We start from the raw sequence: 20,108 nt of genomic DNA on the forward strand, positions 1-20,108 counted from the left end.
GCCTGCGCCTCCACGGCGCGGGCCCAACCGCTTGCCGCGGCCGACCATCCTGTCCCCACGCCTGTTTTCATCATCGCCGCGTTCCGGTTAGCAGTCCAGTCCAGTCCCGGCGGGCAGGCTTCGCCCGCCGGGGACTGACGGGCCCGCTACGCGAGACGGCCGGTGGGATCCTCCGCCGTCGGATCCGCCAGCGCGAGGCCGCCCACGGGGCTGTCGTCCCAGTGGATGAGCTCCCAGCCGCTGTCCGGGTCGCCGTCCAGCGCAACGATGCCGGTATTGTCCAGCGCGTGCTTGATGGCGAAGTCCGGTCCGATGTTGCCTGCCCGCATGCCGGCCCACACCCGGATGGCCGCGCCGTGGCTGACCACGGCGACGGATCCTGAGTTCCCCGAACCGTTTTCCCGCGCAGCGATCTTGGCCATCGCGGCGTCGTAGCGCTCAAAGAAATCCCGGCCGCTGGGACCGTCAGGCATCCGGCGGTCCAGGTCGCCGTCCGCCCAGGAAAAAATGGTGCCCATGTACCGCTTGTGCGATTCGTGGTCCGTCATCTTCTCCAGGGACCCGGCCTCGATCTCGTGAATGCCCTGGAGCACCTCGATTTCCAGCCCGTGCACCCGGGCGAGGGGCGCGGCCGTGATCTGCGTCCGGATCAGGGTAGAGGCGTAAAGGGAGTCGATCCGCTCGTTCGCCAGGACGCGGGACAACGCCTCAGACTGGCGTTCGCCGAGTTCTGTCAGCCCGGGCCCCGGGTGCGCGGTGTCCAGCTGGCCAAGGACGTTGCCGGGGGTCTGGCCGTGGCGGATGAGCAGGAGCCTCATTTGAGGTGGTCCACCAGCTGGTCGGCGATCCCCGTGTACTTGCCCGGAGTCAGGGCCAGCAGCCGGGCTTCGGCGTCGGCGGACAGGCCGAGGCCCTGGACGAATTCCTGCATCCGGGCAGCGTCCACGCGCTGCCCGCGGGTCAGGTCCTTGAGCCGCTCGTAGGGGTTCTCCATGCCTTCGACGCCGGCGATGGCCTCGGCGCGCATGACCATCTGGATGGCCTCGCCGAGGACTTCCCAGTTGGTGTCCAGGTCCGCGGCCAGCACGTCCTCGGCGACCTTGAGCCGGTCCAGGCCCTTGGCGACGTTCGAGATGGCGAGCAGCGAGTGGCCGAACGCCACGCCGATGTTGCGCTGCGAGGAGGAGTCGGTGAGGTCGCGCTGCCAGCGGGAGGTGACCAGGGTGGAGCCCAGCACGTCCAGCAGGCCGGAGGAGATCTCGAGGTTGGCCTCGGCGTTTTCGAAACGGATCGGGTTCACCTTGTGCGGCATGGTCGAGGAGCCCGTGGCGCCCGCCACCGGGATCTGCACGAAGTAGCCGATCGAGATGTAGCTCCAGATGTCGGTGCAGACGTTGTGCAGGATGCGGTTGAAACGCGCGACGTCGGCATAGAGTTCGGCCTGCCAGTCGTGGCTTTCGATCTGGGTGGTCAGCGGGTTCCAGGTCAGGCCGAGGCCTTCGACGAAGCCCTTGGAGACGTTCTCCCAGTCGGCGCCCGGCACGGAGGCAACGTGGGCCGCGTACGTGCCGGTGGCGCCGTTGATCTTGCCGAGGTACTCGGTCCGGGCAATCCGGTCCAGCTGCCGGTTGAGGCGGTGCGCAATGACGGCCAGTTCCTTGCCCAGCGTGGTGGGGGTGGCGGGCTGGCCGTGGGTGCGGGAGAGCATCGGCACGGCGCGGTTGTCCTCAGCCATGGCGCTGATCTGGGCAACGAGGGCGCGGGCCGCGGGCAGCCACACGTCCTCCACTGCGCCCTTGACGCCGAGGGCGTAGGAGAGGTTGTTGATGTCCTCCGAGGTGCAGCCGAAGTGGACCATGGCGGTCAGGTGATCGATGCCGATGCCGGGCAGGCGGCGGCCGATGTAGTACTCCACCGCCTTGACGTCGTGCACCGTGACAGCCTCGATCTCGGCCAGCTCGGAGACGGATGCGGCGTCGAACTCGGTGACGATCGCGCGCAGCTGCTGCTGCTGTTCGGCCGTGAGCGGGCCGGCCCCGGGCAGGACGCTGTTGGCGGTCAGGTGGATCAGCCACTCAACCTCCACGGCCACACGGTCGCGGTTCAGGGCCGCCTCGGAAAGGTAGTCCACCAGCGGCGCGACGGCGGACTGGTAGCGGCCATCCAGCGGGCCGAGCGCGATCTGGTGGTCGGACGCGGCGAGGGCCAGGCGTCCGGATGGCGTGCGGGTATCAGCTGTGGCGGCAGTTTCAGGCATGTGCCGATTCTTTCACGAAGTGCGGCCGGGCCTTAAGCGCACCTTTTCTTATGACAGTGCCGTCTGACTTTCCCGCCGACGCCGGCGGCCCTCCGGGGGTTGTCCACATAGCCGGGCGGCGCCCTTCAGCCGGTCCCGGCCGCCCGTTAGCGTCGCTTCATGAGCAGTGGAATGACGCAGAGCACTTGGACATCACAGGGCAGTTCGATATCACAGTCCAGTTGGATATCACCCGGACCGGCGGGCAGCGTTGCAGTTTTAGGCGTGACGGCCGCCGATGCCCTCGAGTGTGCTTCGCGCAGTTATGAAGTCCAGCAGCTCGCGGCACGCGTTGGGAGGTGCGCAGATGAAGTTGACGCCGTGATCGCCAGCCTCGCGCGCCTGGAATTGCAGACGTGGCAGTCGCCGGCCGGTCGCGCCTACCGGCTGACGCTGGCCCTGCACGCGGCGGCGCTGCGCCGGAGCCGGGACGCCCTGCTCGACGCCGTGGCCGTCGTGCTCCGGCATGCCCGGAACGTGACGCTCGCAGACCGGACCGGCCCCTGATGGCCGAGGTGACGCCGGCAGGCTCCGGAGGCACCCCCGGGGTTTCCGCGCCACCGGCTGACGGCGGCCTGCGCATCCGGGGCGGAATCGGAGGGGTGAGCTTCCAGTTTGAGGAGCTGCTGGCGGGCGCCGCCGCACTGGACGGGCTGGTCCGGCAATTGCAATGGGTTGAAACCGAAGCCGATTCCGTCCGGCGGGCACTGTTCCCCTACCAGTCCGACTCCTATGCCAGCGGCAGCAACGCCATCATTGCCGTGGGGGAGGCCGGCCGGGATGTCGGCCGCGTCCGCTCAGAACTCGGGCGCATCGGCGGCGACGTCCGTGCCAGCCACCGCGAGTACGAATATGCCGAGGCCCGGAATGCCCTGCTGCTGCGGATGGGACTGCACGGCCCGGTGTACGGCGCAGCACCCGAGCCCTTCGCCCTGCCCGGGGTGCGCGGCACCGTTGAAGCCTGGATCGCCATGGCGCCCGGGAACCTCGCCGCGCTGCTTGGCCTGCCCCTGCCCCTGGCCGCCGTGGCCGGAGCAGTCAGCGGGCCCACTGACGTCCGCCGGATGGTTCGGGACGCCTCGAATTCGCCGGGGCTCGCGTTCCTCAAGCCCCGGCCCGTCGACATCGTGGGTCGCGAGACGTTTTCGGCCAACGTCGATCTCTCGCCGGCCGGGCTGCTGCGGCGGGCCGGAGCGGTGGGAGAGCAGGAGGGTCGGATCGAGGTCATCGAGGCCGGCGGCGGGAGCCGGCCCGCGTGGGTGGTGATCATTCCCGGAACGCAGCAGGGCGGCCTGCCGGAGGGCACCAACCCCTTTGACCCCGCCGGAATCGCCGAGGCCTTGGGCTATGACTCGGCATCGACAGCTGAGGCGATCCGGCAGGCGTTGCGGCAGGCCGGAGCCCAGGCCGGTGACCAGCTAGTGGCCGTCGGCTACAGCCAGGGTGGGATCCACGCCATGAATCTGAGCAAGGACCGAGCTTTCCTGGCCGAGTACGATCTCAAGTTCGTGCTGACTGCGGGTTCTCCGGTTGGCGGAATCAACCCGGAGCCGGGGATCCGCAGCCTGCACCTGGAACACGAACAGGACTGGGTGCCCGGGGCGGACGGGCTGGCCAATCCGGATACCAGGGACCGGGTGACCGTGACCCTCACCAACCCGCTGGCCGTGCCGCCCCTAAAGGACTTCGGTTTGGGGCCAGGGCACCGGCTGGAGAATTATGCCGAGGGGGCTGCGCTCGTTTCGGCTAGCCGGGACAACACGCTGCGGGTCTCCACGGCGGCGCTGGCCGCAGTCGTGGGGACAGGAGGTGCGGCGACCGTGACCCGGTTTTCGCTCCGGCGCGAGGGCCGGCCGGCGCTACGGGAAGCGCGCGCAGGCCCGGGACCGCGGGGCGGCCCGGGAGCCCCTAGCGATCGAGGGCGGGAAGGAAGCTGGCCACAAGCGACACCACGCTGATGATGATGGCGGCGAACACCGCGGTCCAGAAGAACGAGTCGATGGTGAAGTGCACAGTGGTGTAGCTGCTGATCCAGGACGTCAGGTAGAGCATGCCAGCGTTGATGACAACCGTGAACAGGCCCAGGGTGAGGATGGTGATTGGAAGCGAGAGGATGCTCACGATGGGCTTGACGAAGGCATTGACCAGGCCGAAGATCAAGCCGATGAACAGGTAGCCCAGCACAACGTTGATGGTGCCGTCACCCTGGGTGGAAATATCCAGGCCGGTGAGGATCCAGCAGGCGATTGCCAAGGCCAGCCCGTTGATGATGACTCGAACGATGAATGAGCGCATGGCCCCATGCTGTCATACGCCCGGCCGCGGCGGCAGGGACCATATCCTCCAATGGCGGCAGCGACCCGAAGTAGGCTAGTTGGCATGACTTCATCAGAGAACCCGGCCGGGGGCATCAGGCCCCGTCCGGTGGTAGACCTCCTGCCCCGCTACGCGGCCGGCAAACCGCCCGTCCCCGTCGAGGGCCTGGTCAGCTACAAGCTTTCCTCCAACGAAAACCCTCTGCCCCCGATTCCTGCAGTGCAGCAGGCCATCGCCGCGCAGACTGACTTCAACCGCTATCCCGACCCGCTCAGCAGCAAGCTGCGTGAATCGCTCGCCCGCTTCCTGGACGTCCCCGCCGAGGACATCGTCACGGGCGCCGGCAGCCTTGGCGCCCTGAACCAGCTGCTGACCACCTTCGCCGGCCAGAACGACGACGGCAAAGCCGACGAGGTCATTTACGCGTGGCGCTCATTCGAGGCCTACCCGATCTGCGTCGGACTGGCGGGCGCCGAGAGCGTCCGCATCCCGCTGACGGCTGACGGGCGGCATGACCTTGAGGCCATGGCGGCCGCAGTGACCGCGCGGACCAGGATGGTCCTGCTGTGCACGCCCAACAACCCGACCGGCCCCATCCTGACGTCCGAGGAAACGGAGCGCTTCATCAAGGCCGTTCCCGCCGACGTTGTGGTGGTCATCGATGAGGCCTACCAGGAATTTGTGCGCGACAACGATGCTGTGGACGGCATCGCGATGTACCGCAAGTACCCCAATGTCGTCGTCCTGCGGACGTTCTCGAAGGCACACGGCCTTGCCGCGCTCCGCGTGGGCTACAGCGTCTCCCGGCCCGAGCTCACGCAGCACCTGCGGGTCGCCGCCACACCCTTCGCGGTCTCCCAAATCGCCGAAACTGCGGCGGTCACCTCGCTCGAGCACTTCGCTGACGTTGTAGAAAGGGTACAAAGCCTGGTTGACGAACGGGACCGGGTCACGGCCGGACTGCGGGAACTCGGATGGTTCATTCCGGAGGCCCAGGGCAACTTCGTCTGGCTCAATCTGGGCGCAAACAGTGCGGAATTCGCCGCCCTGGCGGCGGAACGGGCGCTCTCCGTGCGTGCCTTCGGCGACGAGGGCGTGCGGGTCAGCATCGGCGAACCGGAAGCCAACACCCGGTTCCTGGAGCTCTGTGCGATCTATACAAAACCGCCACGGCGTTCCTAGCGCTTAACATGACGGGTCCTGGCCGCCCCGTGCGGATAAAGTAAGGACGAGTAAGCCAAAATATATGCCGGACCGGGAATGTATTTCCAGTCCGGCATATATCCCAGCGATTGCGGCGCATTCGGATGCGGCAAGCAAGGAGACGGTATGGGCGCCACACATCTGCCCTCTACCGAGTTCGACGGAACCGAGATGGATGACCAGCTCGAGGCGGAAGCCGAGGCCCAACTGGGCGCACCGGCCGAGCCGATGGTGCAGCTGCTGGGCCCTGACGGCACCCTGGGCTCTGACCCGGTTTTCTCGAAGTACGCCGAAAGGCTCGATCCGGATACGCTGCGCGGTTTCTATGCGGACATGGCCAAGATCCGCCGGTTCGACGTGGAGGCCACCGCCCTGCAGCGGCAGGGCCAGCTGGCCCTGTGGGTTCCGCTCACGGGCCAGGAGGCGGCCCAGATCGGCTCCGGCCGGGCCAGCCAGCCGCAGGACTACATCTTCCCGACCTACCGCGAGCACGGCGTTGCCTTGACACGCAATGTGGACCTGGCCGAGCTGCTGCGCCAGTTCAGGGGCGTCTCCAACGGCGGCTGGAACCCGAAGGACACAAACTTCCACCTCTACACGCTGGTCCTGGCCGCCCAGACCCCGCACGCCGTCGGCTACGCCATGGGCATCCAGCGGGATCAGAAGCTGGCGGCTGCCAACGCCATCGCCAGCGGTGAAACGGGACAGGCCGCGGAGCCGAAGGCCGCCGTTATGGTGTACTTCGGCGACGGCGCCAGTTCCGAAGGGGATGTCCATGAGTCCATGGTGTTCGCCTCGTCCTACCAGGCGCCCGTGGTCTTCTTCTGCCAGAACAACCACTGGGCCATCTCGGTGCCGACTTCGGTGCAGACGCGCATCCCGCTGGCCAACCGCGCCAAGGGCTACGGCTTCCCGGGCATCCGGGTGGACGGCAACGACGTAATCGCCGTGCACGCCGTCACGGAGTGGGCGCTGGAGCGGGCCCGCGAAGGCAAGGGCCCGGTGCTGATCGAGGCGTTCACCTACCGCGTCGGGGCGCACACCACGGCCGATGACCCCACGAAGTACCGCGAATCCGCCGAGGAAACCCTGTGGCGGGCCAAGGATCCGCTGGAACGCCTGGAAAAGTACCTCCGCGCCGAGGGCCTCGCGGACGACGCCTTCTTCGAGGAGGTCAGGGCCGACGGCGACGAGCTCGCCGCCTATGTCCGCAAGACCACCCATGACCTGGAAACCCCGGACATCCGGACTGCCTTCGCCAACACCTACGTGGAGGCGCACCCGCTGGTGGCTGAGGAGCTGGCCTGGTTTGAGGAGTACAGTGCAGGGTTCGCCGACCAGGCGGAACCGGCCGAGGCAGAAACAGGGGCGGCCCAGTGATGACCACCATGACCATTGCGAAGGCCATCAACGAGGGCCTGCGCGCGACTCTGAACAACAACCCCCGCTCGCTGCTCATGGGCGAGGACATCGGGGCCCTCGGCGGCGTCTATCGCGTCACAGACGGTCTGATCGCCGAATTCGGCGCCGACCGCGTCGTGGATACCCCGCTGGCCGAATCCGGCATCATCGGCACCGCGATCGGACTCTCCCTGCGCGGCTACCAGCCGGTCTGCGAGATCCAGTTCGACGGCTTCGTGTTCCCCGGGTTCAACCAGATCACCACCCAGCTGGCCAAGATGCACTCGCGCAGCAACGGCAACCTGACTGTTCCGGTTGTCATCCGCATTCCGTACGGCGGCGGCATCGGCTCGATCGAGCACCACTCCGAATCGCCGGAGGCGCTGTTCGCCCACACGGCCGGCCTGCGCATCATCACGCCGTCCAACCCGCACGATGCCTACTGGATGATCCAGCAGGCCGTCGACTGCCAGGATCCGGTGATCGTGTTCGAGCCCAAGCGCCGCTACTGGCTCCGGGGCGAGGTGGACACCGAGACCCCGGGCGCGTCCTCAGACCCCTTCAAGGCACACGTGCTCCGCGAGGGAACCGACGCCACCGTCGTCGTCTACGGTCCGCTGGTGCCCGTGGCCCTCGCTGCGGCCGAGGCCGCCGCCGAGGACGGCCACAGCGTCGAGGTAATCGATCTGCGTTCCATCTCGCCGATCGACTTCGACACCGTCACAGCCTCGGTCCGCAAGACCGGCCGGCTGATCGTGGCCCACGAGGCCCCCACGTTCGGCGGCATCGGCGGCGAAATTGCCGCCCGGATCAGCGAGCGGGCATTCCATTCGCTGGAGGCCCCCGTCATCCGTGTCGGCGGATTCCACATGCCCTATCCCGTGGCCAAGGTCGAAGAGGACTACCTGCCGGACATCGACCGCATCCTTGAGGCGCTGGACCGCGCCCTGGCGTACTGACGAGGACCCATGACGCTCAATAAGTTCAACCTTCCCGACGTCGGCGAAGGGCTGACGGAGGCCGAAATCGTCGCTTGGAAGGTCAAGGCCGGCGACACCGTGGCCATCAACGACGTCCTGTGCGAGATCGAGACGGCCAAGTCCCTGGTGGAACTGCCCTCACCATTCGCGGGAACCGTCACCGAACTGCTGGTTCCCGAGGGAGTCACGGTGGACGTCGGCACGCCGATCATCAGCGTGAGCGACGCCGTCGAAGCTCCGGCCTCCGAAGCCCCGGCAGCCGTAGCTCAGGCACTGGCCGCTCAGGCCTCCGAAGCCCCGGCCACTCCTGCCCCCGCTGTCACGGCACCCATGTACGGAACCTTGCCGGCCGACCCGTCCGACGCCGGCGAAGCAGCCGGCCGCCCGGCCGCCGGTCCGCTGGTGGGATCCGGCCCCAAGGCCGACGCCGTCAAGCGCCGGCGGCGGATCTCAGCCCCCGCGGCGCAGGGCCAGGAAGCCCCGTCCGCCCCGGCAAACCCCGGCGCCGCCCCTGCCGCGGCCACTGCCAAAACCGCTGCTGAGACCACTGCTGAGACCGTTGCCAAGACCGCGGGCGAGACTGCCGTCCCGGCCGCCGGCACCGCCGACTCCTTTGACGCGCGCCCCACGTTAGGCGGTGCCATCAGCGGCCTGGTCGGCAAGGTGCTGGCCAAGCCGCCGGTCCGCAAGATCGCCCGGGACCTCGGGATCAACCTGGCCGACGTCGTACCCACTGGCGCCCGCGGGGAAGTGACCCGCGAGGACCTGGTGAGCTACCAGGCCCAGCGCGACGCCGAGGTGGACCAGGCGGACTCGTTCTGGGGCAAGTCCGGCCGGCCGCAGGACCAGCGGATCGAACGGATCCCGGTCAAGGGAGTCCGCAAGGCCACCGCGAAAGCCATGGTGGAATCGGCGTTCTCGGCCCCGCACGTCAGCATCTTCGTGGACGTCGACGCCAGCCGCACCATGGAATTCGTCAAGCGCCTGAAGGCCTCCCGCGACTTCGAGGGCATCAGGGTCTCCCCGCTGCTGATCCTGGCCAAGGCAGTCATCTGGGCCGCGGCCCGGAACCCGAGCGTCAACGCGACCTGGGTGGACAACCCGGACGGCAGCGATTCCGCGGAGATCCACGTCAAGCACTTCATGAACCTGGGCATCGCCGCCGCCACGCCCCGCGGCCTGATGGTGCCCAACATCAAGAACGCCCAGGACCTCTCGCTCAAGCAGCTGGCCCTGGCCCTGAACGAGCTCGCCACCACGGCGCGCGCCGGCAAGACCCAGCCCGCCCAGATGCGGGGCGGCACGCTCACCGTGACCAACATCGGCGCCCTCGGGATCGACACAGGCACCCCGATCATCAACCCCGGCGAAGTCGCGATTGTGGCGTTCGGCACCATCAAGCAAAAGCCCTGGGTCCTGGACGGTGAAGTCATCCCGCGCTGGATCACCACCCTCGGCGGCTCCTTCGACCACCGCGTGGTGGACGGAGACCTCTCGGCACGCTTCATGGCCGACGTCGCCGCCATCCTGGAAGAGCCTGCACTTCTGCTGGACTAAACAGCCGGGCCACCCGGCAAGCCAGCCACGAAACGACAGAACCCCGCCGCTGAACGAGTCAGCGGCGGGGTTCTGTCTTTGTCAGGCGGAGTCTTTGTCAGGCGGGGTGCGTCAGGCGGGGTGTGTCAGACCGCGGCTGATCAGGCCGAATGGCCGGCGCGGCTCAGGTTCCCGAGTAGGCGGCCAGCACCTGGGCCATCGCGGGATCGCCGCTCATGCTGGCCAGGGCCGCCGAGGCGGCAAACATCAGGCCCCCGAGCCCCAGGCTGCACGCGCTGATCCCGGTGAGGAATCTCCAGTCCTCGCGGAGCACGCTGCGCACGGTGTCGGGCATGCGCAGGCCCGGCGCAATCAGGTTGGGGGCACTGTCGGTTGAACCGTCATCGAGGAACGCCACAACGCGCCCGGCACCGCGGTCCACGCGCATGGCACTGATGTGGTTGCCGTGACGGGCCAGCAGGATGTCGTGGCCAACCAGTTGGCGGCGCTGAAGAGTGAGCATTGGGCTCCCTTGATAGGTGGGGCTCTTGGATGTCCGCACCATCGCAGGGCACTTCCCATTTTACCGATCCGCCCCGGCCCGGGAGGCTGATCGGCGGTGAGGCTGCCCACGGGACCGGGTGATCCTCATCAAGTCCGGACACAGTCACGGCAGAACCGCGCCATCCTGTCCCGAAGGGACACGCCGCCACTAGAGTGGCACCAGCCGCCGACAGCCCGGGCGGACGCGGATCAAAGGAGATGTTGCGTGTTTTCAAGCCCGTACCCCGACGTCGATGTTCCCAATCTCAGCATTTACGACTACCTCTTCGGCGCCCTTGCGGAGGAGGACCTGAACCGGGTCGCCGTCGTCGACGGCGCCAGCGGTGCGGAAACCACCTACCGTTCGCTCCGCGGGCAGATCGACGCCCTCGCCGGTGCCGTGGCCGCCCAGGGCCTCGGCGTGAACGGCGTGGCGGCCATCCTGTGCCCCAACATCCCCGCCTTTGCCACCGTCTTCCACGGCCTGCTGCGGGCGGGCGCCACGGTCACCACCATCAATTCGCTGTACACGGCGGACGAGATCGCCAACCAGCTGACCGACGCCGGCGCGGACTGGCTCTTCACGATCTCGGCGCTGCTGCCCGCCGCCCTGGAGGCCGCCGAAAGGACGGGGATCCCGGCGTCGCGGCTCGTGGTGCTCGACGGCGCGGACGGCCACCCCGCGCTGGCCGACCTGCTCGCCGCAGGCGCCCCGGCGCCCAACGTCTCGTTCGATCCCGCCACGCATGTGGCCGTGCTGCCCTACTCCTCCGGCACCACGGGACGGCCAAAGGGCGTCATGCTCAGCCACCGAAACCTGGTCGCCAACGTGGAACAGGCCAGGGGGCTGCTGGACGTCGGCCCCGAGGACCGGCTGCTGGCGCTGCTCCCGTTTTTCCACATCTACGGGCTGACCGTTCTGCTGAACCTTGCACTGCGCCAGCGGGCCAGGCTCGTCACGATGCCCAGGTTCGATCTGCCCGAGTTCCTGCGGATCATCCAGGACCACCGGTGCAGCTACCTGTTCATCGCACCCCCCGTGGCCGTGGCGCTGTCCAAGCACCCGCTGGTTGCCGAGTACGACCTTGGCTCGGTTCACACCACCCTCTCCGGCGCCGCGCCGCTGGACGGCGAGCTGGGCAGCCGACTGGCCGAACGCCTCGGCTGCCGGGTGCTGCAGGGCTATGGCATGACGGAGATGAGCCCGGTGTCGCACCTCATTCCGCGCGACAGCCGTGACGTGCCCGTCAGCTCCGTCGGGTACACCGTGCCGAACATGCAGTGCCGCCTGGTGGACCCGGCCACCGGCGAGGACATCGACGTGCCCGCGGAAGGATCCAGCGCGCCGGGGCACCTGTTGTGCCGCGGGCCGAACGTGATGCTCGGCTACCTGAACCGGCCGCAGGAAACCGCGGACACCCTGGACGCGGACGGCTTCCTGCACACCGGGGACATCGCCACGGTGCGGGCGGACGGCGTTGTGACGATCGTGGACCGGCTCAAGGAACTGATCAAGTACAACGGCTACCAGATTGCCCCGGCGGAACTTGAGGCGCTGCTCCTGACCCACCCCGGGATTGCCGACTCGGCGGTGATCGGATTCCTCGACGCCGACGGCCAGGAAGTGCCCAAGGCGTTCGTCGTGCGCCAGCCCGGCGCGGAGGGCGACGCCCTGGACCTGGAGAGTGTCATGGCCTTCGTGGCGGCCAAGGTGGCGCCGTTCAAGAAGATCCGCCGCGTGGAGTTCATCGAGGCGGTGCCCAAGTCCGCCTCAGGAAAAATCCTGCGGCGGATGCTCAAGACGGCAGAGCCGGCCGCGGCGCCAGAGAATCGAGCGGTGCCAGAGAAGCAGTAGCGCCCTAGCCGACGTCGGTCTTGGCGATGTAGACGTCGCAGGGGGCGTTGTGGGCCACGCTGTTCGCAACGCTCCCCAGGACGCGGCCGATCCCGGACATACGGCGGTTGCCGACCACGATCATCCGGGCACTGGTCCGTTCGGCTTCGCGGATCAGGGCCTCGGCCGGCTTGCCCCGCGCGGCGGCGTAGGTGACATTGGTGTCCGGGCGGCGCAGGCTGTCCGCCACCGTCCGCGCGACCTTCTCGGCGTTGCCCGCGTCAGAAACGATCCACTGGTCACTGCCGCTGCCGAAGACCTCGGTCCTGTCGCTGTCAAAGGCGCTGACCACGTGAAGTGTCGCCCCCACGGACACTGCGAGGTCGCGCGCAGTGTGCGCCGCCCGCAGGGCAGTCTCACTGCCGTCGACGCCGACAACGATAATTCCGGTCATGGACCGCTCCCTCTGTCGATGAGTAATGCCGTTCAATGAGCCCGGCCGGTCTACACGCTACCGGTCCTGGCGCGCCAAGTTTGACGTTGCTGCTTTCGCCTTGCTGCTTTGACGTTGCTGCCTTGACGTTACAGTGCAGCCACTGCTTCCCGCAGGACCGGCGCGAGCCGGCGGACGCCCTCGCGGATCGATTCCGGCGGCACCGCGCTGAACGCCAGCCGGATCTTGTTCGACGTGTCGTCCGAGGAAGTGAAGGCCGCTCCCGGGATGAAGACGACGCCGGCGTCGATCGCCTTTTTCAGCAACGGGTACGTGTCCACGCCCTCGGGCAGGGTGACCCACACGAAGAAGCCGCCGTCCGGGTGCGTCCAGCTCAGTCCGTCCGGCATGAACTCGGCCAGGGCGGCAAGCATTGCCTCGCAGCGTTCCTTGTAGAGCCCGCGGTAAGTCTCGATCTGGCCGAGCCAGTCATAGTCGCGCAGATAGGCCGACACCAGCATCTGGTTCAGCGTCGGCGGGCACAGGGTGACGGCTTCCGACGCCAGGTAGTAGCGGCGTTGCAGGTGGGCCGGAACGAGGGCCCAGCCGATCCGCAGGCCCGGGGCGAAGATCTTCGAAAAGGACCCCATGTAGATGACGTCATCCGGATTGGCTGCCCGCAGGGGCGTCAGCGGCTTGCCGTCGAAGCGCAGCAGGCCGTACGGGTTGTCCTCCAGGACCAAAATATTCGATCGCCGGCATATATCGACCACCGACTGCCGGCGTTCCGCGGACAGGGTGATCCCGGACGGGTTGTTGAAGCTGGGGATCGTGTAGAGGAACTTGATGTTCCGCCCGGCGGTCTGCAGGGAGGCGATCTTGGCCTCGAGGAGATCCGGGATGATGCCGTCGTCGTCCATCGGCACGGCCTGGACTTCCACCTGGTAGGCCTCGAACGTGTTGAGGGCGCCCACATAGGTAGGATCCTCCACGAGGACCACGTCTCCCGGGTTGCAGAAGACCTTGGTGGCCACATCCTGTGCGGACTGCGAGCCGGCCGTGATCACGATGTTCGCGGGGTCGGCGTCCAGGATTCCTTCTGCTGCCATGACCTCGCAGATCTGGGCACGGAGTTCTTCGGTGCCCTGGCCGCTGCCATACTGCAGGGCCGTCATGCCCTGTTCGGCGATGATCTTCGCGGCCGTCTGGCCAAGGCGATCCAGGGGCAGGGACTGCAGGTAGGGGCTTCCGCCGGCGAGGGAAACGAGGCCGGGGCGCATCGAGATGTCGAAAACGTCCCGGACTGCCGACTGCTTGATATTTGCTGCGCGCTCCGAGAACAGGATCTCGTGGCGGTGGGCGGACGTAGCCGCACGTTCGATTGCGTCAATGGCCTCGGCCGGAAGTACTGCTGCGGCGGCATCAAGTGTTTCGTGGGTCACAGTCCCAAGGATACTACCCTTGTTGTCCGGGGGGAAACGATTGTTTTTGGGGGAGGGTTTTGGCCCATGCCGTGCGTCCGGGCTCATGCCCAGGGGTGGCTGGAATCCGAGATGGCCGGAATCCGAAAGGCCCCCGGCAGCTGCGTGCTGCCGGGGGCCATCTGTGGTGAAGGGAGTGCGGTGTCGCTAAGTGCGGAGAGCTTACGCGGCTTCGGCGGTGCGGGCCTCGGCCAGCGCGTCGAACACGCCCTTGATCTGCTCGACAACTTCGGCGTCGTCCTTCGGGTGGACCTCGGCGAAGCGGACCATCGAGCCGGGAACTGCCAGCTTGACGTCTTCAAGAACCTGGGCGCCGGCGATGCCGACGGCCTTGCGGGCCTCGTCCTGGGCCCACACGCCGCCGAACTGGCCAAAGGCGGTCCCGACAACTGCGGTGGGCTTGCCGGACAGGGCGCCGGCGCCGAACGGGCGGGACAGCCAGTCGATGGCGTTCTTGAGCGATGCCGGGACGGTGCCGTTGTGCTCCGGGGTGACCAGCAGGATGGTGTCGGCGTCGTTGGCGGCGGCGCGCAGGGCGGCGGCCGCTGCGGGAACCTGGCCTTCGACGTCGATGTCCTCGTTGTAGAACGGGATGTTGCCCAGGCTCTCGTGAATGACCACGTCCACCTGTTCGGGGGCGTTGAGCTGGATGGCCTCGGCCAGCTGCAGGTTGGTGGAGCCGGCGCGAAGGCTGCCGACGAGGGTGAGGATGGTCTTCTTGGACATGTGTACTCCTGTGCATCACGCCGCTGGATGATTCCGGCGGCTGGCGGATCGTGGAGGCTTGGGGGGCCTTCATCCATGCTAAACGGACTGCGGTCCGGTTATATTCCGAGGCGCTAGAATCAGCGGTGTGAGCCTCATCCCGATCCGTCCCGGCGCCCAGCCCGGTGGTGGGCGCGCCGTCCCGCCCGCCGCGGAATCCGGGCGCCGCGACGCGGTGCGCAACAGGGAGCTCCTGCTCTGCGCAGCCCGGGAAATCGTTGAGGAATCCAGCGTCGAGGCCCTCACCATGGACCGGCTGGCGCAGCGTGCCGGCGTTGGGAAGGGGACCGTTTTCCGGCGGTTCGGCAGCCGTGCGGGATTGATGGTGGCGCTCCTGAGTGACGCGGAGGCCGAATTCCAGGGCCGGTTCATGTTCGGTCCGCCTCCGGTGGGTCCCGGTGCGCCGCCCCTGGAGCGGTTGATCGCCGTCGGTGCCGCCCGCATCGCCTGGACCCTGGAGTTCGGGGAGCTGGCCCGGGCAGCGGATGCCTCGGCGTACAACAGGTTCGACGTGCCCCCGGCGGTCCTCTGGCACCGGCACCTGGAGATGCTGCTGCGCGAAGCCGGCGTGACGGCGGACCCGTGGCTCATGGCGTCGGCCCTCGGCGCCGCCCTGGAGCCGGAATTCCTGCTCCATTCCGTCGGCGTGCACGCAATTACGCCCGAGCGGCTCACGGAAAACTGGCGCGAGCTCGTCACCCGGATCGTGGGCGGACGCTAGGAGAGCGCGGCGCCGCGGCTTTCACGCGGCAAAGTCCATTCCCCGGAGTTATCCATAACAATCTGGTTGTGGAGCCGCCGTGTCGCGGCGGCAAGGACCGCGGCGCGAAGGGGCATATGTGATAGCTTCCTCTGGAATGTGACCCGCCGCATAGCCCACAAGGACTTAGCCGCAAGGCTGGCGGGCGGCCGGAAACCAGCTGGCCCATGATCCCAAACCGGCGGCGGAACCCGCTGCCGGATGGGGAGAGCGGAAGGACCGAAGTTGTGAATTGTCTTCTCATCCCGGCAGGCAGGCGGGCTCGTCAGGCCGCCGCCCCGACGCCCGGATCCACTCGGGCAACGGCGATTCGGGACTAACCGATTCATGCTTCGATACCTCGCCAAACGGGCCATCACGTATGTCTTCATGATCTTTTTGACCACCAGCGCAGGCTACCTCCTGGCGGTGAGCACGCTGCAGCCGGCTCTGCTCGAACAGGAGCGGATTCCGAAGCCCACCCCTGAACAGGTAGTCAACTCCTTCCGGCTCAAGGGCCTGGACCCCACCCTGAGCCCATGGGAGCGCTACGTTGACTGGCTCACGGGCATCGTGACCCGCTGGGACTGGGGCCGGAGCCCCAACGGCGCGTTCATCAACGCCGAGTTCGGCGACCGGGTCTGGATCTCCACCCGGCTGTTCCTGGCCTCGATCATCCTGACCCTGGTGATCGGCGTCGCCCTCGGCGTCTACACCGCCGCCCGCCAGTACAAGGCCTCGGACCGCGCCATCACCTCGTACAGCTACCTGATGTACATCGTCCCCGCACCCATCGCCTACTTCCTGGTGCAGCTCGGCGCCATCAACATCAACGAAACGGTCGGGGAGCGCGTCTTCTTTGTCACCGGCATCTCCACGCCGGGCCTCGACGGCGACGGCTGGGCCCAGTTCGTCGACATGCTCGCCCACTACGCCGTCCCCACGTTCGCCATCACCGTGGTGGGCTGGGGCGCGTACCAGATCGCCCAGCGCCAGTACCTGCTGGACAACGTCAACGCCGACTTCGTCCGGACCGCACGGGCCAAGGGCCTGACCCGCAACCAGGCCATCAGCCGCCACGCACTGCGGGTGTCCTTCATACCCGTGGCGCAAAGCATCGCGTTCACCATCCCCGCCATCTTCGCCGGCGGCTTCTTCGCGGAAAAGATCTTCGCCTGGCACGGCGTCGGGTCCTGGTCCATCGACTCGATCGGGCTGCAGGACGTCAACGCGGCCACCGCCACCCTCGCCTACGGCTCAGTCATCTTCGCGATCGGGGCGATCCTCGCCGACTTCGCCACCACGCTCGTCGACCCGAGAGTGCGGGTGCAGTAACCATGACCAACCTCAACACGATTGACCCGGCCGCCGTCCTCGACGAAGGAAAGATCGAAAACGACGACGTCGTCATCGGCAAGTCGCGGATCATCCGGCGGCGCTTCCTGCGCAACCGGACCGCCGTCGCCGGCCTCATCATTTTCCTGGCCCTGACCCTTTTCTCCTTCATCGGCGGGTTCCTGGGCAGCTGGGACAAGGAAACCATCGACCCCTTCAACATCGGCATGCCGCCCTCCGCCGACCACCTGCTGGGCACCTCCCAGGCCGGGATCGACCTCTACGCCCTCACCGTCGAGGGCACCCGCGTCTCCATCCTGATCGGCGTCGTCGTCGGCGTAGTCTCGGTGCTGGTCGCCGCCGTCTACGGCTGCACCATGGCCTACTTCGGCCGCAGGGTGGACAAGGTCATGCTGTTTATCCTCGAAGCCCTGATCATGATGCCGGCCCTGCTGGTGGTCGCGGTGGCCACGAGCGGCGGCGCCAACGGCCTGAAGAACACCGTCCCGAGCTGGATGCTGCTCATCATCGTCCTGCTGGTCTTCAGCTGGATGGGCACCGCGCGCCTCATCCGGTCGCTTTCGATGTCCCTCATGCAGCGCGATTTCGTCAAGGCCGCGCAGTACATGGGCGTCCCGCCGCGCCGGATCGTCTGGCGGCACCTGGTCCCCAACATCGGTTCCCTGCTGGTCCTGGAAGTCACCCGGGGTGTCACCGGCGCCATCCTCGCCGAGGTCGCCTTCTCCTTCATCGGCATTGGCATCAAAGTTCCTGACGTGAGCCTGGGCGTGCTGATCGGCCAGTCCACTTCGCAGGTCTCCACGTTCCCGTGGATGTTCTGGGCCCCCCTGACCGTGATGTTCCTGCTGACCGGCTCGCTCGCCATGATGAACGACGGCCTCCGCGACGCGTTCGACCCCAGCTCCAGCTCCGTGGGCCGCGCCAAGCGGGGCAACGCCAGCACTGGCAAAACACAGAAGAAGACCAAATGACCAGCAACACCACCGCCCAGACCACCACCGCCTGGAACGCCGCCCAGGGCACCGCCGGGCGCCTCCGCGCCGTCGGGCTGCACGCCCCCACCGACGCGGTCCTCTCCGTCCGTGACCTCAATGTCCGCTTCAATACCGAAAACGGCGTGGTGCACGCGGTCCGCGGCATCGACTTCGACGTATTGCCCGGCAAGACCCTCGGAATCGTGGGCGAGTCCGGCTCCGGCAAATCGGTCACGTCCATGGCGATCATGGGCCTGCTGCCCCCGACGGCGGAAATCAGCGGCTCGGTCCGGCTCAACGGCAAGGAACTGCTGGGGCTCAGCGACAAGGCCATGTGCGCCCACCGCGGCAACGACCTCGCAATGGTGTTCCAGGATCCGCTGTCCTCCCTGACCCCCGTCTACACGGTCGGCACCCAGATTATCGAGGCCCTCACCGTCCACAACCCGGCCATGAGCAAGCAGGCCAAGGAGGCCCGCGCCGTCGAACTCCTGGGCCTGGTCGGCATCCCCAGCCCGAAGGACCGGCTCAAGGCCTTCCCGCACGAATTCTCCGGCGGCATGCGACAGCGCGTCATGATCGCCATCGCCATCGCCAACAACCCGCGGGTCCTCATCGCCGATGAGCCGACGACGGCGCTCGACGTCACCATCCAGGCGCAGGTCCTCGAGGTACTCCACGCCGCGCAGGAGGAGACCGGCGCCGCCGTCGTCATGATCACGCACGACCTCGGCGTGGTCGCCGGCATCGCTGACGACATCATGGTGATGTACGCCGGCAAACCGGTGGAGACCGGCAGCGTGGACGAGATTTACTACAACCCGCGGATGCCGTACACCATGGGCCTGCTGGGCGCGGTCCCGCGCGTGGACATCGCGGAAAAGACCTCCCTGGTGCCAATCGAGGGCATCCCCCCGAATCTGACCCAGCCGCCCACAGGCTGCTCGTTCGCGCCCCGCTGCCCGCTCGCCGGCGAGGACTGCCTCGACGGGGAACCGGACCTTCGGGCCGTGGCACCCGGCGCGGGACACAGCGCTGCATGCATCAAGACCGAGGCCCTCGCCGACGTCGACGTCCAGACGGTTTTTGCCGTCCCGGCCGTTCCGGTATCCCGCTTTGACTCGCTTCCCCGGCACGAGCGCAGAACCGTCCTGGAACTCCGTGACGTCAGGAAGCACTTCCCGCTCCTGAAAGGCGCCCTGCTCAAGCGCAGGATCGGCACTGTGAAAGCCGTGGACGGGCTGAGCTTCGATATCCGCGAGGGGGAGTGCTTCTCGATCGTGGGGGAGTCCGGCTGCGGAAAGACCACCACGCTGCTGGAAATCATGGAATTCCACAAGGACCAGGACGGCGAGGTTGTCATTGGCGGGCTGAGCAACAAGCAGGCCGCCGACGCCAAAGCCAAGGGCGCCATGCGCAGGGAATTGCAGATGGTCTTCCAGGACCCCACCGGGGCACTGGATCCGCGCTTCACCGTCTACGAGGTCCTGGCCGAGCCGATGGAAAACCTGGGCATGCCCAAGCCGGCCATCCGGAAACGGATCATGGAGCTCATGGAGCTGGTGGGCCTGCAGGCGGACCACGTCAACAGGTTCCCCAACCAGTTCTCCGGCGGCCAGCGCCAGCGCATCGGCATAGCCCGGGCCCTCGCCGTGAACCCCCGTCTGGTTGTCCTGGACGAACCCGTCTCCGCCCTCGACGTGTCAGTGCAGGCCGGTGTCATCAACCTCCTGGACAAGCTCCGCGCCGAACTCGGCCTGAGCTACCTCATGGTGGCGCATGACCTCTCCGTGGTCCGGCATATCTCCAACCGCGTTGCCGTCATGTATCTGGGCAAGATCGTGGAGATCGGAGACGTCGACGCCGTCTTCGACAACCCCCGCCACCCCTATACCCGCGCCCTGCTCTCGGCGATCCCGGTACCGGATCCGGAGCTGGAGCGCACCCGCGAACGGATCATCCTCCAGGGCGACCTGCCCTCGCCCCTGGAGGCGCCGGCTGGCTGCAATTTCGCCACCCGCTGTCCCGTGTTCGCGGCCCTGCCGCCGGCCAGGCAGGAGAAGTGCCTGACCCTGGAGCCTGCCCTGGAACCGGCCGCCACCGACCAGCGGTTCGCCTGTTTCTACCCGGACGGCGAACTGGACGCGGACATGCTGGTTGTCCACGAGACCACCTGAGTCGCGCCAACAGCAGCCCACACCAACAGCAGAACTGCACGCTGCACCCGGACCACCAGTCCGCCAGAGACTCC

18 protein-coding genes are annotated in these 20,108 nt (G+C 67.5%); 11 read left to right on the forward strand and 7 right to left on the reverse strand.

Features of this window, described 5'->3' with window-relative positions:
- Nucleotides 1–146 precede the first annotated feature (146 nt).
- Together AC1DDO_RS15395 and purB are read right to left on the reverse strand one after the other, a co-directional pair.
- Entirely contained in the window at nt 147–818 is a 672-nt protein-coding gene (locus tag AC1DDO_RS15395) for a histidine phosphatase family protein (RefSeq protein ID WP_476867423.1), read from the reverse strand.
- Complete coding sequence (gene purB, locus AC1DDO_RS15400; protein WP_476867424.1) at nt 815–2,257, reverse strand: adenylosuccinate lyase; 1,443 nt, start codon at nt 2,255–2,257, stop codon at nt 815–817. The genes AC1DDO_RS15395 and purB overlap by 4 nt, the downstream gene beginning before the upstream one ends.
- A 264-nt stretch (nt 2,258–2,521) precedes the next feature.
- Here purB and AC1DDO_RS15405 point away from each other — a divergent pair, with 264 nt between their 5' ends.
- Nucleotides 2,522–2,803: a hypothetical protein gene (locus AC1DDO_RS15405; protein WP_476972202.1), complete on the forward strand. Its 282-nt coding sequence runs from the start codon at nt 2,522–2,524 to the stop codon at nt 2,801–2,803.
- The gene (locus AC1DDO_RS15410; protein ID WP_476972203.1) at nt 2,803–4,254 is read left to right on the forward strand and encodes a hypothetical protein; all 1,452 of its coding nucleotides are present in this window, start codon (nt 2,803–2,805) and stop codon (nt 4,252–4,254) included. Before AC1DDO_RS15405 ends, AC1DDO_RS15410 begins: the two co-directional genes overlap by 1 nt.
- On the opposite strand, the gene AC1DDO_RS15415 is transcribed toward AC1DDO_RS15410, so the two are convergent.
- Entirely contained in the window at nt 4,205–4,591 is a 387-nt protein-coding gene (locus AC1DDO_RS15415) for a phage holin family protein (protein ID WP_441411176.1), read from the reverse strand. The genes AC1DDO_RS15410 and AC1DDO_RS15415 overlap by 50 nt on opposite strands.
- 84 nt (nt 4,592–4,675) lie before the next feature.
- On the opposite strand from AC1DDO_RS15415, the gene AC1DDO_RS15420 reads away from it, so the two are divergent.
- The 4 genes from AC1DDO_RS15420 to AC1DDO_RS15435 all read left to right on the forward strand — a co-directional run bounded on the left by AC1DDO_RS15420 (nt 4,676) and on the right by AC1DDO_RS15435 (nt 9,753).
- Nucleotides 4,676–5,794, forward strand: coding sequence for a histidinol-phosphate transaminase (locus AC1DDO_RS15420; RefSeq protein ID WP_476867427.1), 1,119 nt, complete (start codon nt 4,676–4,678; stop codon nt 5,792–5,794).
- A 147-nt stretch (nt 5,795–5,941) separates the two neighbouring features.
- Nucleotides 5,942–7,195, forward strand: a complete 1,254-nt coding sequence (gene pdhA / locus AC1DDO_RS15425) for a pyruvate dehydrogenase (acetyl-transferring) E1 component subunit alpha (protein ID WP_476867428.1) — start codon at nt 5,942–5,944, stop codon at nt 7,193–7,195.
- Nucleotides 7,195–8,175: an alpha-ketoacid dehydrogenase subunit beta gene (locus tag AC1DDO_RS15430; RefSeq protein WP_476867429.1), complete on the forward strand. Its 981-nt coding sequence runs from the start codon at nt 7,195–7,197 to the stop codon at nt 8,173–8,175. The genes pdhA and AC1DDO_RS15430 overlap by 1 nt, the downstream gene beginning before the upstream one ends.
- A 9-nt stretch (nt 8,176–8,184) precedes the next feature.
- Complete coding sequence (locus AC1DDO_RS15435) at nt 8,185–9,753, forward strand: dihydrolipoamide acetyltransferase family protein (RefSeq protein ID WP_476867430.1); 1,569 nt, start codon at nt 8,185–8,187, stop codon at nt 9,751–9,753.
- A 163-nt stretch (nt 9,754–9,916) separates the two neighbouring features.
- On the opposite strand, the gene AC1DDO_RS15440 is transcribed toward AC1DDO_RS15435, so the two are convergent.
- Nucleotides 9,917–10,255: a hypothetical protein gene (locus AC1DDO_RS15440; protein WP_441411172.1), complete on the reverse strand. Its 339-nt coding sequence runs from the start codon at nt 10,253–10,255 to the stop codon at nt 9,917–9,919.
- Between the two features lie 246 nt (nt 10,256–10,501).
- Here AC1DDO_RS15440 and AC1DDO_RS15445 point away from each other — a divergent pair, with 246 nt between their 5' ends.
- A complete protein-coding gene (locus AC1DDO_RS15445) occupies nt 10,502–12,130 on the forward strand; it encodes an AMP-binding protein (protein ID WP_476867431.1) in 1,629 nt (542 codons plus the stop codon).
- A gap of 4 nt (nt 12,131–12,134) precedes the next feature.
- On the opposite strand, the gene AC1DDO_RS15450 is transcribed toward AC1DDO_RS15445, so the two are convergent.
- From AC1DDO_RS15450 to AC1DDO_RS15460, 3 genes are all read right to left on the reverse strand, one after another.
- The gene (locus AC1DDO_RS15450; RefSeq protein WP_441411170.1) at nt 12,135–12,563 is read right to left on the reverse strand and encodes a universal stress protein; all 429 of its coding nucleotides are present in this window, start codon (nt 12,561–12,563) and stop codon (nt 12,135–12,137) included.
- 128 nt (nt 12,564–12,691) lie between these two features.
- The gene (locus AC1DDO_RS15455; protein WP_476867432.1) at nt 12,692–13,984 is read right to left on the reverse strand and encodes an aminotransferase-like domain-containing protein; all 1,293 of its coding nucleotides are present in this window, start codon (nt 13,982–13,984) and stop codon (nt 12,692–12,694) included.
- A 201-nt stretch (nt 13,985–14,185) separates the two neighbouring features.
- Nucleotides 14,186–14,749, reverse strand: a complete 564-nt coding sequence (locus AC1DDO_RS15460; RefSeq protein ID WP_441411168.1) for an NAD(P)H-dependent oxidoreductase — start codon at nt 14,747–14,749, stop codon at nt 14,186–14,188.
- Nucleotides 14,750–14,876: 127 nt separating this feature from the next.
- Between AC1DDO_RS15460 and AC1DDO_RS15465 the strand changes: the two genes are divergently transcribed.
- The 4 genes from AC1DDO_RS15465 to AC1DDO_RS15480 all read left to right on the forward strand — a co-directional run bounded on the left by AC1DDO_RS15465 (nt 14,877) and on the right by AC1DDO_RS15480 (nt 20,034).
- Nucleotides 14,877–15,509: a TetR/AcrR family transcriptional regulator gene (locus AC1DDO_RS15465; RefSeq protein WP_476867433.1), complete on the forward strand. Its 633-nt coding sequence runs from the start codon at nt 14,877–14,879 to the stop codon at nt 15,507–15,509.
- A 366-nt stretch (nt 15,510–15,875) separates the two neighbouring features.
- A complete protein-coding gene (locus tag AC1DDO_RS15470; protein WP_476867434.1) occupies nt 15,876–16,862 on the forward strand; it encodes an ABC transporter permease in 987 nt (328 codons plus the stop codon).
- A gap of 2 nt (nt 16,863–16,864) precedes the next feature.
- Entirely contained in the window at nt 16,865–17,854 is a 990-nt protein-coding gene (locus AC1DDO_RS15475; protein ID WP_476867435.1) for an ABC transporter permease, read from the forward strand.
- Complete coding sequence (locus AC1DDO_RS15480; protein ID WP_476972204.1) at nt 17,851–20,034, forward strand: dipeptide ABC transporter ATP-binding protein; 2,184 nt, start codon at nt 17,851–17,853, stop codon at nt 20,032–20,034. The genes AC1DDO_RS15475 and AC1DDO_RS15480 overlap by 4 nt, the downstream gene beginning before the upstream one ends.
- Nucleotides 20,035–20,108: the final 74 nt, after the last annotated feature.

This window comes from Arthrobacter sp. 10N43 (assembly GCF_056394525.1).